The sequence below is a fragment of the Candidatus Bathyarchaeota archaeon genome, from assembly GCA_026014585.1.
Taxonomy (GTDB): Archaea; Thermoproteota; Bathyarchaeia; order Bathyarchaeales; family Bathycorpusculaceae; genus Bathycorpusculum.
The window spans coordinates 42,885-57,177 of record JAOZIA010000010.1 but is presented as its reverse complement, the minus strand read 5'-3'; the positions used below and the strand labels follow the sequence as shown (position 1 = coordinate 57,177).

17 protein-coding genes are annotated in these 14,293 nt (G+C 45.8%); 11 read left to right on the top strand and 6 right to left on the bottom strand.

All coding sequences use genetic code 11. The features are described 5' to 3' along the window. From NWF01_04830 to NWF01_04810, 5 genes are all read left to right on the top strand, one after another. Window positions 1-1,428: a radical SAM protein gene (locus NWF01_04830; protein MCW4024345.1), complete on the top strand. Its 1,428-nt coding sequence runs from the start codon at window positions 1-3 to the stop codon at window positions 1,426-1,428. Continuing rightward, window positions 1,418-2,374, top strand: a complete 957-nt coding sequence (locus tag NWF01_04825) for a DUF362 domain-containing protein (protein MCW4024344.1) — start codon at window positions 1,418-1,420, stop codon at window positions 2,372-2,374. Before NWF01_04830 ends, NWF01_04825 begins: the two co-directional genes overlap by 11 nt. Before the next feature lie 46 nt (window positions 2,375-2,420). After that, window positions 2,421-2,738 (top strand): hypothetical protein, encoded by a 318-nt coding sequence (locus tag NWF01_04820; GenBank protein ID MCW4024343.1) that lies wholly within the window; start codon window positions 2,421-2,423, stop codon window positions 2,736-2,738. Window positions 2,739-2,791: 53 nt separating this feature from the next. Then, window positions 2,792-3,475 (top strand): hypothetical protein, encoded by a 684-nt coding sequence (locus NWF01_04815; GenBank protein MCW4024342.1) that lies wholly within the window; start codon window positions 2,792-2,794, stop codon window positions 3,473-3,475. An 87-nt stretch (window positions 3,476-3,562) separates the two neighbouring features. Continuing rightward, the gene (locus NWF01_04810) at window positions 3,563-4,087 is read left to right on the top strand and encodes a hypothetical protein (protein ID MCW4024341.1); all 525 of its coding nucleotides are present in this window, start codon (window positions 3,563-3,565) and stop codon (window positions 4,085-4,087) included. Here the strand turns inward: NWF01_04810 and NWF01_04805 are convergent. The 3 genes from NWF01_04805 to NWF01_04795 are packed head-to-tail and all read right to left on the bottom strand — an operon-like array spanning window position 4,084 to window position 6,966. Next, window positions 4,084-5,280, bottom strand: a complete 1,197-nt coding sequence (locus NWF01_04805) for a glycosyltransferase family 4 protein (protein MCW4024340.1) — start codon at window positions 5,278-5,280, stop codon at window positions 4,084-4,086. The genes NWF01_04810 and NWF01_04805 overlap by 4 nt on opposite strands. Then, a complete protein-coding gene (locus tag NWF01_04800) occupies window positions 5,277-6,266 on the bottom strand; it encodes a glycosyltransferase (protein MCW4024339.1) in 990 nt (329 codons plus the stop codon). The genes NWF01_04805 and NWF01_04800 overlap by 4 nt, the downstream gene beginning before the upstream one ends. A 4-nt stretch (window positions 6,267-6,270) precedes the next feature. After that, on the bottom strand, window positions 6,271-6,966 hold the full coding sequence (locus NWF01_04795; protein ID MCW4024338.1) for a glycosyltransferase family 2 protein: 696 nt from the start codon (window positions 6,964-6,966) through the stop codon (window positions 6,271-6,273). A gap of 84 nt (window positions 6,967-7,050) precedes the next feature. Here NWF01_04795 and NWF01_04790 point away from each other — a divergent pair, with 84 nt between their 5' ends. Both NWF01_04790 and NWF01_04785 read left to right on the top strand, forming a co-directional pair. Further along, complete coding sequence (locus NWF01_04790; GenBank protein MCW4024337.1) at window positions 7,051-7,620, top strand: DUF4234 domain-containing protein; 570 nt, start codon at window positions 7,051-7,053, stop codon at window positions 7,618-7,620. Next, window positions 7,587-8,711 (top strand): aminotransferase class I/II-fold pyridoxal phosphate-dependent enzyme, encoded by a 1,125-nt coding sequence (locus NWF01_04785; protein ID MCW4024336.1) that lies wholly within the window; start codon window positions 7,587-7,589, stop codon window positions 8,709-8,711. Before NWF01_04790 ends, NWF01_04785 begins: the two co-directional genes overlap by 34 nt. 64 nt (window positions 8,712-8,775) lie before the next feature. On the opposite strand, the gene NWF01_04780 is transcribed toward NWF01_04785, so the two are convergent. Beyond that, on the bottom strand, window positions 8,776-8,904 hold the full coding sequence (locus NWF01_04780) for a hypothetical protein (GenBank protein MCW4024335.1): 129 nt from the start codon (window positions 8,902-8,904) through the stop codon (window positions 8,776-8,778). A 226-nt stretch (window positions 8,905-9,130) separates the two neighbouring features. On the opposite strand from NWF01_04780, the gene NWF01_04775 reads away from it, so the two are divergent. From NWF01_04775 to NWF01_04765, 3 genes are all read left to right on the top strand, one after another. Beyond that, on the top strand, window positions 9,131-9,406 hold the full coding sequence (locus NWF01_04775; GenBank protein MCW4024334.1) for a peptidylprolyl isomerase: 276 nt from the start codon (window positions 9,131-9,133) through the stop codon (window positions 9,404-9,406). 178 nt (window positions 9,407-9,584) lie between these two features. Continuing rightward, window positions 9,585-12,005, top strand: coding sequence for a heavy metal translocating P-type ATPase (locus NWF01_04770; protein MCW4024333.1), 2,421 nt, complete (start codon window positions 9,585-9,587; stop codon window positions 12,003-12,005). Window positions 12,006-12,042: 37 nt separating this feature from the next. Continuing rightward, complete coding sequence (locus NWF01_04765; GenBank protein ID MCW4024332.1) at window positions 12,043-12,282, top strand: YHS domain-containing protein; 240 nt, start codon at window positions 12,043-12,045, stop codon at window positions 12,280-12,282. 18 nt (window positions 12,283-12,300) lie between these two features. Here NWF01_04765 and NWF01_04760 read toward each other — a convergent pair whose 3' ends face one another. Both NWF01_04760 and NWF01_04755 read right to left on the bottom strand, forming a co-directional pair. Continuing rightward, window positions 12,301-12,807, bottom strand: a complete 507-nt coding sequence (locus NWF01_04760; protein MCW4024331.1) for a thioredoxin family protein — start codon at window positions 12,805-12,807, stop codon at window positions 12,301-12,303. Then, a complete protein-coding gene (locus tag NWF01_04755) occupies window positions 12,776-12,949 on the bottom strand; it encodes a hypothetical protein (GenBank protein MCW4024330.1) in 174 nt (57 codons plus the stop codon). Before NWF01_04755 ends, NWF01_04760 begins: the two co-directional genes overlap by 32 nt. A 152-nt stretch (window positions 12,950-13,101) precedes the next feature. Here NWF01_04755 and NWF01_04750 point away from each other — a divergent pair, with 152 nt between their 5' ends. Further along, complete coding sequence (locus tag NWF01_04750; protein ID MCW4024329.1) at window positions 13,102-14,292, top strand: FprA family A-type flavoprotein; 1,191 nt, start codon at window positions 13,102-13,104, stop codon at window positions 14,290-14,292. Window position 14,293 lies beyond the last annotated feature (1 nt).

Genomic DNA, 14,293 nt, shown 5'->3' with positions numbered 1-14,293 from the left:
ATGAGTATACTGAGTCACGATACCTTTTGGAATGCAGTGATAACGTTGCCTATGACCAAAAAAATGCTCCAGCTCTCCCTCAAAGTGTGCCCCACCTGTGGCAGAACCATTCTTGAAGCAGCACTGGACGATTACGCAGGCAAAACCGACAAGCACTGCGACAGTTGCAAACAGTTTTACTCGCAAGTTATATGTTTCTGGGTAGAGTTTCTAAGGCGTGCTTTGGGTTTTAAGCGACAAAAAGTTGCTCAACTACTAACCGACCGCTACGCACGCAACGCCGTTCTGAACCTGGTTGAGTCTTTCACGTATTTTGGCATAAAAAAGCCCATGTCGCTGGTTGCGCCTTTCCTTGTTGTTTGGGATTTCACTCACAAATGCAATTTGCGATGCAAGCACTGCTCCAGTAACAGCGGCGCCGTAGAAGAGAATGAGTTGACAACGGAGCAGGCATTAGCGGTTGTGGATCAGCTTGCTGATGCGCACGTGACAGCGTTAGCGTTTAGCGGCGGTGAACCCTTAACGCGCAAAGACTTCTTTGAGGTTGCACGGCACGCAGCTGACAGGGGGCTCTACGTTTCGCTTGCATCAAACGGCACCCTGCTCACAAAAGAGAATGTGCAGAAAATCAAAGACGCCAAAGTAAACTACATAGACATAAGCATAGACGGAGCAACAGCCAAAACCCACGATGACTTCCGCGGAGTCCCCGGCGCTTTTGAGAAGGCAATTGTAGGGCTCAAAAACTGCGTTGAAGCCGACATCTGCACCTGCATCGCTACCACAGTGGGCAAGAATAACATGGCCGAGTTGCCAGCGATTATTGACTTGGCTGAGCAAATGCATGTGGAGCGCTTCACGTACTTCAACTTCATCCCAACAGGACGTGGCAAAGAACACCAAGACCAAGACCTCTCCGCCAAAGAACGTGAAGATGTAATGCGCTATCTGATGAATCGTATGTCAGCAGGTTGCAAAACCACAATTCTTGCCACGGCACCACAACTGGCACGTGTCGCGTTGCAGTGTCAGGGTCCAGAGGGTACAGGTGAAGTCACGTTGGCTTTGGCGCACATACAAACTGTCAAGGTCACCAAAAAAGCTGTTCCATTAGGTGAATTCATTGGCGGATGCGGTGCTGGTAGATTGTACTGCAGCATTTCCCCGCAAGGTGACGTGCATCCATGCGTGTTTCTGCCCGTCAGCGTTGGCAATCTCAAAGCAGAGAAGTTCCGGGACGTCTGGCTCAATGCGCCATTGTTTAATGCTTTCCGAAACCGAGCTAACCTTAAAGGCTCATGTGGCAAATGCCAATACAAGTACATTTGCGGAGGATGCCGCGCCCGCAGCGCTGCTTATCATGACGGAGACACCTTAAATGGTGACCCCGGATGCCTTAACGGAGTGAAAATCCAAAATGGCACCTAACCACACCGTCAAGATATACCGTGCAGGCGAGGACATAAGCGGCATTTTGAAAGAGGCAGTATCAAACGCGGGCTTGTGGGGCAAAAAGAAAATCTACATTAAACCCAACCTAAGCCACCCCGAATACCTTCCAGGTGTCGTAACCAGTCCCGAATTGATGCATGACTTAATCGGTTTTCTCCGTGATGGCAACAGTGAAGTCATCGTTGGGGAATCTAACGGGTTCAACTATCCCTGCTGGACAGCATTTAAGAAAACTGGCGTTGAAGATGCCGTGAAATCTGCTGGTGGCTCAGTCATTAACCTCTCAGAAGACAAAGTGGTCAAAGTTAAATTCCCAAACCCAACGGCACTTAAAGAGTTGTATCTGCCCAAAACAATCCTTGACGCCGACGCCGTCGTGGACTTGCCTCTGATGAAAACGCATGAGTTCGCAGCCTACAGTGGAGCCCTCAAAAACTTGTTTGGTTGCATTCCCAGCAACCGTCGCATCTACCTGCATCCGTATCTGCCTGAGGTTTTCTATCGCCTTTACACCACATTTAAACCCGCACTAACCATCATGGACGCTCGAACCGCAATCGAGGGCAACGGACCAACCAAAGGCAACCCCGTCCAAATGGGGCTCATCCTCACAGGCAACGACGCGTTCGCAACAGATATTGTCGCCACCAAAATCATGAAACTCAACTGGAAAGAAACCTACCTTGGATACGTCGCCAAAAAAGTAGGCATGCAAGACACAGACATAAAAACCGAAGGCTTAACCATTGAAAGCGTTGCCCGCCGCTTCGAACCGCCACGAATTGACTTGCCCGTAAAAGCCCAGATGATAATTTACCAGCATGAGTACCTCACCAAGTTCCTGTTCTGCTCACTTGACGTGGTAAAGCTGTTCCAAAAAGTCACAGTTGCTTACAGAGGAAAACCCGTAGAAATAGGTTAAAGGGAAAGTTAGAAAAGGCTTAAATGTAATCTAACGCCCCTGTTAGTTGTGGGGTGTTTATGAGAAGAAAAATCTCTCTCAGCTCATCTTTAACGATTATTTTTACATTAATTTTGGGAGTTTTCCTTTAATCGGCAATGTTAATGCCGCAAATTTATCTGGTTCAATCACTTCAGACATAACTTGGACTAAAACAGATGGTCCCATTTCTCTTACAGGAACCGTAACAGTGACAAACGGCGTAACCCTGACAATTGAGGCTGGAACAGTTGTACACCTGAATGGTTACAGTATAAAAGTGGATGGAACGCTTCACGCCATTGGAAGCAGTTTGGATGACATAGAATTTAACAGTGGAACTTAATTTTTTCTTCTTCCAGCCCTGCGTGGGATGACCAAAGCGGCTCAGGTAGTATAATGCAGTATATAACTTTTAACAAAACCACAATATCCTGTTCTAATGCCATAAAAATTGACTGCAGTTCAATTATTGCGCCCCAAGATGCCTCCAACGGGGCGCTGGCAATTGGCGGTTTCAGTATCATTTCCAATAACACAATTCTCAGCGATAGCGGTGTTGGCTATGGCATTATAATTAAACAGGGCATCGCCAGTATAACTGGCAATGTTATTTCTGGGTTTGCAGTTGGAATTTGGGCTGCAAGTGAAGCATCAATTCAGCGTAACTCCATCATTAATTGTGGAATAGGAATTGGACTGGGAAAAGTAACTGGCACATCCTTTGACGACATTCAACTGGAGGAAGTCAGCATCACAGTTAAGGAAAACACAATAGCCAACAATTACATTGGAATAGGTGGACCCTTTTACTTGGGCAAAACCTCAATCACAAATGTTGTTGCAACAGGGGAGGCTACTTCTGAGAAAAACTATATCGCCAACAACACTTATGGGCTTGTACTTGGTGCTTATGGTTCATTCCGATATAACACAATCATTAACAGTCAAACAGCAGTAACAGTCAATGATAACTCGCCAGTTTACTCACCTCATCTTTCCAGCAATAACTTTGTCTCTTACAGTAAATATAGCCTGTACCTGCTTGGAACAACAAGTATGTATGCGGAGTATAATTGGTAGGGAACAAACAATACCGAAGCAATCAGCAGTTCAATCTATGACCAAGCAGACAATTCTGTTTTAGGCGCTGTTGATTTTGACCCAATATTGAATACTTCAAACTCTCAAGCCCCAAGTCAGCCCCCCACGACTGTCCCAGATTTACCAACACCTACATGGACCATAAGCACGCTTCCCGACCAACAGGACACCACGACGCCAAGCAATAGTCAAAACAACAGTTACTTGGATATACAGTCAAACAGTACAATTACACAGCTTTACTTTAACAGCACGAATTCTGAATTAAGCTTCACCGTAACGGGTCCAGAAGGCACAACAGGGTACGTGCAGTACAGAATTGCTAAAAGCTTGCTTTCAAGCGTCCAGAACGTCAAAGTGTACTTAGATGGAAACCAATTAAGTGTAAACATAACCTCAAACCAAGACGAGTGGTTACTCTATTTTACCTATCATCACAGTTCACACACTATAGTAATCAGCTTAAACACGCTATCAGGAACTGAGCAGTTGGGTTCCTTTGCAGTTTGGGTAGGTGCACTAATCGCCGCCATCATAATTGCGGTAATTACCCTGCTGGTTTGGAGAGGCAAACATAAGTTAACTGTTTAGTTTAGGGCTTCATTGTAGACTTTTATGGCGTCCTTAACCAGAATCCCCCAATCATAACCTTTCACGATGGTTTCTCTTGCCGATGCGCCCATTTCCGCCGCAAACGCTGGATGGTCAAGAAGATACAGGATTTTCTCGGAGAAAGCGTGCTGGTTGAAGGGTTGCACCATATAGCCGTTTTTGCCGTTAACTATTGTTTCGGGAATGCCGCCCACGTTGGTAGTGACCACGGGTAACCCAGACGAGAGTGCCTCCAGCACTGCGAAGGGGTGGTGCTCATAAAACGTTGAGAACGCAAACACGTCTGCTGCTTGATAGAGTAGGGGCAACTTGTTGTCGGGATAGTAGCCTGTAAAGATGATGTTGTCTTTTACGCCTAGGTGCTCTGCATGCGCGTTTAATTTTGCCATTTCTGTGCTTTGTCCTTTGCCGGAGATGACGAATTTGGCGTTTGGGTGGCGTTTGATGACGGCGGGCATGCTCTCAATTAATGTAAATAATCCTTTTCGGGCGTAGAGTCTGCCCACGGAGAGGATGGCAAGGTCATCAGGGTTTAAGCCGAGTTGGGTTTTAATTTTACGTTTATTTGTTGCAGGTTTGAATTTTTGGGTGTTGACGCCGTTGTGGATTACGCGGATTCTGTTCTCGGGGATGTTGTAGTAATTGCGCAGTTCCCGCCGTGTGAAATCGCTAACTGCAATGACGCGAGCAGCGCGTTTAATCATGCCCACCTCAAAGAACCGCAAAAACCAGTTAAAACTCACCAGAAACTTCTCATTGGCATTCAATCGGCTGTAGGGTTCGCCGCGGATGGCTTCTGCTTCTCCTTTCCATGTAGAGTGTACTGTGCAAACAAGGCTTTTTCCATAGTTAGGGGGCACGGCAAAACTGGGCGTCAGGGGCAACTGCGCGTGGGTGATGTCGGGTTCTTCGGATTTTTTGGTTTTTGTCAGTTTGCGGTTGCTGGCCTCTGCGAGCATGAAGGATTTGACGATGGGCATTCGGGGGATTTTCAGGAAATTAACTTGTAACTGTGGGTTAACCTGCACGTCCGCTGTCTGGTTTGAGCCCGTGACCACGCGGATGCCGTAGCCGTTTTTCATAAGTGAATTGGCTAAGTAATACACGTATGCGCCTGTTCCTCCTGCCAGAGGCCAAAACTCGGGCGAGATAAAGCAGACTTGCCGCATCATTTGCCCCTCCCAAATGCGGTGTTTACAGTGGTTTTTGTTGCTCCCACTGACCAAGCGACGGCGCGGACAAAGTAGAGCACGACAAGGCGCATGGCGGTTTTGTCTTTAAACTTGGCGGAAAGTTTAGCCGCGGAAATAACAAAGTAGAGCAGCATCGCCAGCAAGATTGCACCTGAAACAATCCACAACAAACGCAAAAAGGGAACAAGCCCCATAAAGAAAAATACCAAAACCGCCAACAAAAGTGCAGGCTGAATATTCATGCCCACATCAGTGATTTCGTCACCCCGCGCCAAGTGCCCATGTTTAAAGTAGAGTTTTAGCGTGTTTCTTCCGTACTGTTGCTGTTGGCGGTAGAACGCTTTCACGGTTGGGCGATTAAAATGGTAACAGAGCGCGCTAGGTTCATAAGCGATTTTGTAGCCTTTAGCGCTGACACGAAAACCCAAGTCCGTATCGTACTGGCTTGGCAGGTTCTCATCCCACCCTCCTGCTTCCTCAATGACGGTTTTCTTTAGCAGCAGGTTCATGGTGGCTATGCGTCCCGTGTACTTGCCAATGCGACTGTAACGGTTTTTGATTTCGTAACCAATGCTCCGCGCCCATGGATTCTCCTGATTCCACGTTTCAATGGAGCCGCTTACGCCAGCCACTTTTTCTTCAGCGAGGTGGGGAGCAAGCTTGTTTAGCCATTCTGGCTCGACTTTTGCGTCGGCGTCTATGAATCCGAGGATTGGGTGTTGGGCGATTTTTTGGGCGTAGTTGTAGGCTGCGGGCGCATTTAGGCAGATTGAGATGACTTTGACTGGGAACTGCTGGGCTTTCTGTACCGTTTGGTCTTTTGATTGTCCGTCCATAACGATAACTTCAACGTTGCCCTTTGGGTAGTTGAGGTTGAGGATGGACTGTAAACATTCTTCGATTGTGTCTTGGCTGTTGTAGGCTGCAACAATCACCGAAACCTTGAGGTTAGAGTTTTTAGCCATCTTGTTAAGCCCTCCAATACGCAATTATTATCGAAAGCAAAATTTTAAAACCATCTACCATGGGGTCCACGCCTGACCTGCCATAAGTGCGTTGCTCAAAACTGATGGGCACTTCGTAGATTCGGAATCCTTGTTTGGCGGTTTGGACAAGCATTTCAGATTCTATTTCGTACTCTTGAGCTTTGAGGTTTTGCCGCTTTAGCACCTCGCGTTTCATGACGCGGTAGCCTGACTGGGAATCGGTTATGGCGGTTCCCGTTAACAGTTTAATTAGCATGTTAAAGATTCTCACGCCAAATGCGTTGAGGCATCTTGCCTTGACGTTTTTCTGATTAAGGTAGCGTGAACCAATCACCAAATCCGCTTTGCCCTGCAGAACAGGCGCAAGCAATTGCGGAATCTCCTCAGGACGATGAGACCCATCCGAGTCAATCGTGATGATTATGCTGCCCTTTGCCCGCTTAAACCCAACTCGCAACGCATACCCTTTCCCACAGTGTTCTTTAAGGGTGCAGACGGCAACTTCGTGTTTGAGTGCGTTTTGCCGTGATTTATCGGTGGAGCAGTCGTCAATAACTATAACTTCGTATTCTAAGCCAACCTGAGCCATGACGTTTTGGATGCGTTCAATAATGTCTCCTACGGTTAGTTCTTCGTTCCGAACTGGAACAATCAGCGAGAGCAATTGCGAATGGCTCATTTTATTATCATGCTTTATGGAAGAACTTATAAAGTTTGGCTACCCCACTCTGTCAAGCAACCACGAACCGAGCAACTGAACCCTATGGAAACCGCATACGCCAAAAACCAGCAAGCCGACCGAAAAACATGGTTTTCCATGTGGTTTTTAGGTGCCATAGTAACCTTTGGCTTAGCATTTTTCCCCTTGTTTTATCGTCTAGTTGAGAGTAGAAACAAGCATTTCCGCCGCGAAATAGCCCTTGAACAGCAAATCGCAAGTTATCTGAAAAGTCAGAGCAAACAGCCGCCGCAAGCAACAAAAAGCTATCGCGATATGAACGCTTTGGCTTGGGCTGCAAGCATAATTTTGATTGTTCCCGCCTTTATCATTATGTATTTGCTTTCAAGAGATCTTGTTATGCATGAACATCAGATGGACACCTTTTTAGCAGAAGCTTTTCCTAACCGTATGTTCATGACCCAGACGATACCAATAAAAAAATATGCGGTTCTTACGATAATTACTTTAGGCGTTGGTGGAATATACTGGCTGTACAAACTCGTTAACCTCTACAACGCCCACTACAAGGCACAGTGGTATGTAGAAAAAGAAATCGAAAAAATCATGGAGCAAGAAAAATGTCAAGCACCTGTAAAAAACGCAGATTCGTAAGCCACGGCGGAGACGTTTGGGGATTTAGCAGAAAATACAACCTCCCAATAGAGAACGTGCTTGACTTCAGCGGACCAATCAACTATTTAGGTCCAGCACCCAAAGCCGTCGAAGCCGTAAAAGAGTACGCTAAACTAATCCGTTTCTATCCCGACCCCAATCCTGTCGAGCTAAAAACTGAAATCGCCAAGTATGTTGGACATGGCGTGGAACCCGAAAACGTGATATTGGGCAATGGCTCAATCGAACTCATCTACATGATAACTGAGATTTTATCTGCCCCCTTCAAAGCCCTCATACCCGTGCCATCCTTCACCGAATATGAGAAAGCTGCTTTGCGCGTGAATGGGGAAACAACCTTTTTGCAGTTACCCGAGAATTTCGTGCTGGAAAACGACAAAATCAAAGCCGCTATCACGGATGACACAAAAATCTTGTGCATCTGCAACCCCCACAGCCCCTCAGGAGCACTCTACAGTAGAGAGGACCTTTTGGACTTGGTGGATTATTGTCAGAAAAAAGATGTTATCTTTAGTGTTGACGAGAACTACATTGAGTTTGCCAAGAAGGGTGAATATGAAACTTTGGCTGGCATGGTCAAAGAGTACGAGAACCTTTTTGTCATCCGTTCCGTCACAAAATTCTACGGCATGCCCGGAATCCGTCTAGGGTATGGGATTGCATCCGAAAACCTCATCGAAAAGCTGGAGGTCGTGCGGCAACCGTGGAGCATCAACAGCTTGGCAGGTTACGCATCGCTGGCTGCTTTTAGCGACAAAGAGTTCATCCAAAACACCAAGGAAACAATCGAAAAAGAACGTGAAGACTTCGCCAAAAACCTCAGCCAAATTGAGGGCTTACAAGTTTTTCCGTCAGTAACTGATTTCTTACTGGTTAAAATTTTGAACCGAAAACTCACCTCAACAATGCTTAAGGAGCAAATGGCTAAGCAGGGCATGCTTATTCGTGACTGCTGCACCTTTGTCGGGTTGGATGATAGTTACGTTAGGGTCACTGTGCGCTCAGCAGAAGACAACCAAAAACTAACTGAAGCTTTCAAAAAGGTAACTGCCAAAACCTTCTCTAGTTAGTACTGTCTTTTTTTATTTAGGGTTTATTCTGAAGAGAAACAGCATTCAAAGGGCGACTGCGGTTTTAGTCTTCTATGTTTGGGAGCCTTTCCAGTAGTTTTGCCAGTTGGATAAGTAGTGCTTTGTCGATTTTCTGGGTTTCTTCTATGTTGCTGATTGGCTTAGCTTTCTGCATGGTAATGAATTGTGGCAACTTTTGATTTAACAATATCCATGTCGATTGCTTCGAAGTTCGAAGTAGTGTGTGCTTTGGGTTTAAGCATTTTAACATTTTAATGTATATTCCATGGGGAAAGTTGCGGTTCAAAACTTGTTTCTGTAAAAAATCAACATCAAAATCCTTCTTCACCCAAAAAGCAACAGGCTAAATTTGCTTAATTCCAAGTAAAACATATATGCCAAAATGAGAATTCTTCCTTATGTCAGACAAAGTTCACTGTGCCCATATCCTAGTAAAAACAGAAACAGAAGCTAAAGCAGTAAAAGCACGGCTTGACAAAGGCGAAAAATTCGCAACCATTGCCAAACAGGTTTCTCTTTGCCCCTCGGGTAAAAAGGGCGGGGATTTAGGCACGTTTACCCGTGGCAAAATGGTTAAGGAATTCGAAAAAGCTGCTTTCAGTTTGGAGAAAGGGCAAATTTCTGGACCAGTAAAAACCCAGTTTGGGTATCACATCATTAAGCGTGTCGAATAAATCTGCTTTTTTGTTTGACTTTCCGACATTTTTGCATAAAATCCGACACTCTGGCTGTTGGTGGTTTGGTTGAAGATGTGTTAATGACACTTGTTTTTGTTGATTAAAGATATATCTTTAAAAGAAATACTTATATCGTTACAAACCCCAAAATATACTAAACAACAACGGCGTGTTTATGACTCACCCCCAAACAAAAAAAATCATTCTCAACATAGGCGGCATGAGTTGCATCAATTGCGCCCGCACAATCGAAAAACAATTCAACAAACTAGACGGCGTAATCCACGCCACCGTTAACCTTGCCGCAGAAAAAGCCATCGTAGAGTATGACCCCGCCGTTGTAGGTCAGAAAGCCATCGAAGATGCTGTGACTGCCGCAGGTTACCAAGTAATCCACGAGAAAATCAGCCTCCAAGTCAGTGGAATGACCTGCATAAACTGCGCCAAAACCATCGAAAAAGCCCTCGGCAACCGCGAAGGCATATACAACGCCGCAGTCAACTTCGCTACCGAACGCATCAACATCGAATACAACCCCGAGCAGATTAGCCTTGTAACAATTAAAAAGATCATCCAAGACACAGGTTACGGTACCATAGAGCAGCAAACACCCGTGGAAGACGCTGAAGGTAAAGCACGTAAACGCCACATCCAGCGCCTCAAAACCCTCCTAGCCGTCAGCATTCTGCTCACGGTTCCCATTATGGTTTTGATGTGGTTCCCCGTTTTGCCAATGGCGCAAAATAACATTTTGATGTTTCTGCTTGCTACGCCTGTACAGTTTGTGGTCGGCTGGACCTTTTACGTAGGAGCATACAAGGGGCTAAAAAACAAAACTGCTAACATGGACACCCTAATCGCTATGGGCACCTCCACCGCATACATCTACAGCACCGCCGTCACCTTCATGCCAAACGCTTTCCCTGGAGCAGGCGTATTCTTCGACACAGCAACCATGATAATGACCTTCATATTGATAGGCAAACTGTTGGATGCTATCGCTAAAGGCAGAACTTCAGAAGCCATACGCAAAATCATGGGGCTTCAAGCCAAAAGTGCCCGCATTATCCGCGACGGCATAGAGCAAATTGTCCCAGTCGAAGAAGTGCGTGTTGGTGATGTCGTGATTGTGCGTCCAGGTGAAAAAATCCCTGTCGACGGCAAAGTAGTTGAAGGTTACTCAGCGGTTGATGAGAAAGTCATAACTGGCGAGAGCATCCCAGTGGAGAAGCGGGTTGGCGACAGCGTTGTCGGAGCAACCATAAACAAAACAGGAGTTTTGCGGTTCCAAGCTACTAAAGTTGGCAAAGACACTGTTTTGGCGCAAATCATAGATTTGGTAGAAGATGCCTTAACCAGCAAAGCCCCAGTACAACGCATAGCCGACGTAGCCTCAGGATACTTTGTACCCGCCATCATATTAACTGCCACAATCTCCGCGTTTGTGTGGTACTTCTTGATTGGAGAAACGTTTGTGTTCTCCTTAACCGTCTTCATAGCCGTGGTTATCGTTGCTTGTCCATGTGCTTTGGGCTTGGCGACTCCGACAGCCATTATGGTTGGGGTCGGAAAAGGAGCAGAAAATGGCATCTTAATCAAAAGCGGCGAAGCCCTTGAAACCGCCCACAAACTAAAAGCTGTCGTTTTTGACAAAACAGGTACCCTGACAAAGGGTGAACCTGAAGTTACCGATATAATCCAAACAAACACAACCTTGAGCGAGGCGCAACTTTTGGAGCTTGCAGCAATGGCAGAGAAAAACTCTGAGCACCCCTTAGGTGAAGCTATAGTAAAAGCTGCCGAAAGCCGTGACATAGCTGTTGAGTGGCCCGATGACTTCAATGCCCTTCCGGGGTATGGTGTTGAAATTCAAACCAAAGGCTCACGGGTTCTGCTGGGAAACCGAAAACTCATGGAAACAAACGACGTCCCCATCACCACTGTTGAGCCCAAAATGGCTGCGTTGGAAGAAGCCGGAAAAACCGCCATGCTTCTCTCTATTGACGGGCAACTTGCTGGGCTAATTGCAGTAGCCGACACCCTAAAGGAGCACTCTGCCGACGCGGTAAAAACTCTTCAGCAGATGGGGCTTGAAGTCATAATGATAACCGGCGATAACAAACGCACAGCGCAAGCCATCGCGGGGCAAGTTGGCGTTAACCGCGTGCTGTCTGAGGTGTTGCCCAGTGAGAAAGCTTCCGAAATTAAGCGGTTGCAGTCAGAGGGCAAGGTTGTGGCAATGGTGGGTGATGGCATCAACGATGCACCTGCGTTGGCGCAGGCAAACATCGGCATTGCAGTGGGCGGCGGAACGGATGTGGCTGTTGAAACAGGTGACATCGTACTCGTCAAGAACGACCTTCGAGACGTAGTCGTTGCTATTCAACTCAGTCGCGCTACTATGCGTAAGATACGGCAGAACCTGTTTTGGGCGTTCTTCTACAACATAATCCTAATACCCTTGGCGGCGGGCGTGTTTTATCCGTTGCTTGGTGTGCTCTTTGACCCCGTGTATGCGGCTGCGGCGATGGCGAGCAGTTCGGTAACTGTAGTTACTAATGCGTCATTGTTGCGTCGATTTAAGCCGAAACTTTAAAGTCACCAGAAAAGAAATGGTAAAGAGGTGATAATTTATGGCAAAAGATTTAGTCTGTGGAATGGATGTAGATGAGAAAACGGCAAAATGGAAGTCAATATACAAAGGCAGAACCTACTATTTCTGTGCTCCAGGATGCAAAAACTCCTTTGATGAAGAACCTGAACTGTACATAAACTCTGAAATCTCAGAAGACCAGCATCACATGCACCATCATCACCACGAAGGCGAAGATGACCATCATTGCTGCGGCGGCTGTGGTTGCGGCGGGCACTGACCGCATTTTCTTTTTTTGTTATTGCAGTGTCCCAAGCACGACGTGCTCTGCAAAAAGGTCCTCGTTGAATTCCCCCATAAATTCAACTTTTTCGTTAATTACAATTTTTGGGACGCCTATGACCTCGTATTTTTGGGTTAGCTCTGGGAATTCGTTGCCGTCAATCACGTCTGCTATTATGTTGTCGCATTCAACGGCGAGTTTGTGTGCTATTGCCGCTGCACCGGGGCAGTGTGGGCAAGTTAGGGACACGAAAACTTGGATGTGTACTGGTGCATTAACGTCTTTTAGAACTGTTCGGGTTTTTTCGGTTAAGTCTGTGGTTCCCTTCGAAACGTTAACGATGGCTTCAATGAGCGTTTGTAGTTCGTAGCCATAGGGCACTCCGTAGATTCTTACGCCGTAATCTTTTTTGCCTAAAATTGCTAAAGCGGGAATTCGTTTTATGTTGTATTGTTTGACTTTTTCGCCGTCAGCCATGAAATCGTAAACTTCAGTAGTGATTTTGTCGCTGAGGCTGGGCATTTCTTGGGCTATTTTTTTTTGTTTCAGCGCAAAAGCGGCATTCGATTTCTTGTGTGAACATTAAAATTTTTATGGGGTCAACAAGTTTAGCTTTAAAATCGTTTTTGAGAAGTTCTTTTTTGTCGTCAGGGATTAAACTCACTTTTTTGCCTCCAAAAACTCGTCGAACATTTAACGTTCTTACTTAAATTGTTGGTGTTTCACACATATAACTTTAGTTGGCATCAACGAAAATCATATAAGGTGTTGTAGGTATGATTTTTAAGTAATAATTAATTTTTGGAGACCTAAAATATGGTTAAAGTTACTTTAAAAGATGGCATATATTGGGTTGGCGCTATTGATTGGAACCTGCGTGATTTTCATGGATACACCACTAACAGGGGAACCAGCTACAACGCCTATCTAATCCAAGACGAAAAAACCGCCTTAGTAGACACTGTGAAAAGCGACTTTGTACATGAACTTGTCAGCAACGTTGAAGAATTGACCAGTTTTGACAAAATTGACTACATCATCGTTAACCATGTGGAAATGGACCACTCCAGCAGTTTGCCAATGATTGCTAAACTAGCCAAAAATGCTAAAATCATCTCTTCAGTACGCGCCAAAGATGAACTAATCAAATATTATGGCAAAGAATTTGAAAACATCGAAACCGTAAAAACAGGTGACAAAATCTCACTGGGCAAAAAAACCGTTACCTTTGTAGAAGCACCTATGCTTCACTGGCCTGATAGCATGTTTAGCTATTTTGTGGAGGACAAGGTTTTGATGCCAAACGACGCTTTTGGGCAGCATCTTGCAAGTTCTGCGCATTTTGATGATGAAGTTGACGAGCACGTAATCATGGAGGAAGCTGAAACCTATTACGCTAACATTTTGATGCCACTGGGCAGCCTCATAACCCGCAAGATTCAAGAGGTTGTCGCCATGAAAATCCCAATTGACATGATTGCCCCAAGCCACGGTATCATCTGGCGCAAAGACCCCATGAAAATAGTTAACGCGTACATGGATTGGAGCTCCGGCGCTAAAGTCAAGAATAAGGCAGTTATCGTTTTTGATACCATGTGGCACAGCACAGACATTATGACTAAACCCATCGCTGACGGCTTAATCAGTCAAGGCATGGAAGTTAGAGTCCTGAAACTTCGCAATTACCCCAACTCGGAAGCAATGGCAGAGATTTTGGATGCAAAAGCAGTTCTTGTGGGTTCTCCAACCATTAACAACGGTATGTTCCCAACGTTGGGTTCGTTTTTGACTTATGCTGCTGGGCTTAAGCCGAAGGGTAAACTGTGGGCATTCTTTGGCTCCTATGGATGGGGCGGTGGTGCAGTGCGTACGATGACGGAGATGGCTAAAACAGCTGGCTTTGACGTGTTTGAGTCCGGCTTAGAAGTCAAGTTCGTGCCAAACAAAGAAGAAATGCAAAAATGCTTTGAATTTGGGCAAAAAATAGCCCAGAAAATCAAAGCTTAAC

Bases quoted from the DNA above. Each gene is read 5' to 3' on its own strand.
- NWF01_04785 (MCW4024336.1), top strand. From the start codon at position 7,587: ATGTCAAGCACCTGTAAAAAACGCAGATTCGTAAGCCACGGCGGAGAC.
- NWF01_04760 (MCW4024331.1), bottom strand. From the start codon at position 12,807: ATGCCCAGCCTCAGCGACAAAATCACTACTGAAGTTTACGATTTCATG.
- NWF01_04775 (MCW4024334.1), top strand. From the start codon at position 9,131: ATGTCAGACAAAGTTCACTGTGCCCATATCCTAGTAAAAACAGAAACA.
- NWF01_04770 (MCW4024333.1), top strand. From the start codon at position 9,585: ATGACTCACCCCCAAACAAAAAAAATCATTCTCAACATAGGCGGCATG.
- NWF01_04790 (MCW4024337.1), top strand. From the start codon at position 7,051: ATGGAAACCGCATACGCCAAAAACCAGCAAGCCGACCGAAAAACATGG.
- NWF01_04750 (MCW4024329.1), top strand. From the start codon at position 13,102: ATGGTTAAAGTTACTTTAAAAGATGGCATATATTGGGTTGGCGCTATT.
- NWF01_04800 (MCW4024339.1), bottom strand. From the start codon at position 6,266: ATGGCTAAAAACTCTAACCTCAAGGTTTCGGTGATTGTTGCAGCCTAC.
- NWF01_04765 (MCW4024332.1), top strand. From the start codon at position 12,043: ATGGCAAAAGATTTAGTCTGTGGAATGGATGTAGATGAGAAAACGGCA.
- NWF01_04795 (MCW4024338.1), bottom strand. From the start codon at position 6,966: ATGAGCCATTCGCAATTGCTCTCGCTGATTGTTCCAGTTCGGAACGAA.
- NWF01_04830 (MCW4024345.1), top strand. From the start codon at position 1: ATGAGTATACTGAGTCACGATACCTTTTGGAATGCAGTGATAACGTTG.
- NWF01_04825 (MCW4024344.1), top strand. From the start codon at position 1,418: ATGGCACCTAACCACACCGTCAAGATATACCGTGCAGGCGAGGACATA.
- NWF01_04805 (MCW4024340.1), bottom strand. From the start codon at position 5,280: ATGATGCGGCAAGTCTGCTTTATCTCGCCCGAGTTTTGGCCTCTGGCA.
- NWF01_04815 (MCW4024342.1), top strand. From the start codon at position 2,792: ATGCAGTATATAACTTTTAACAAAACCACAATATCCTGTTCTAATGCC.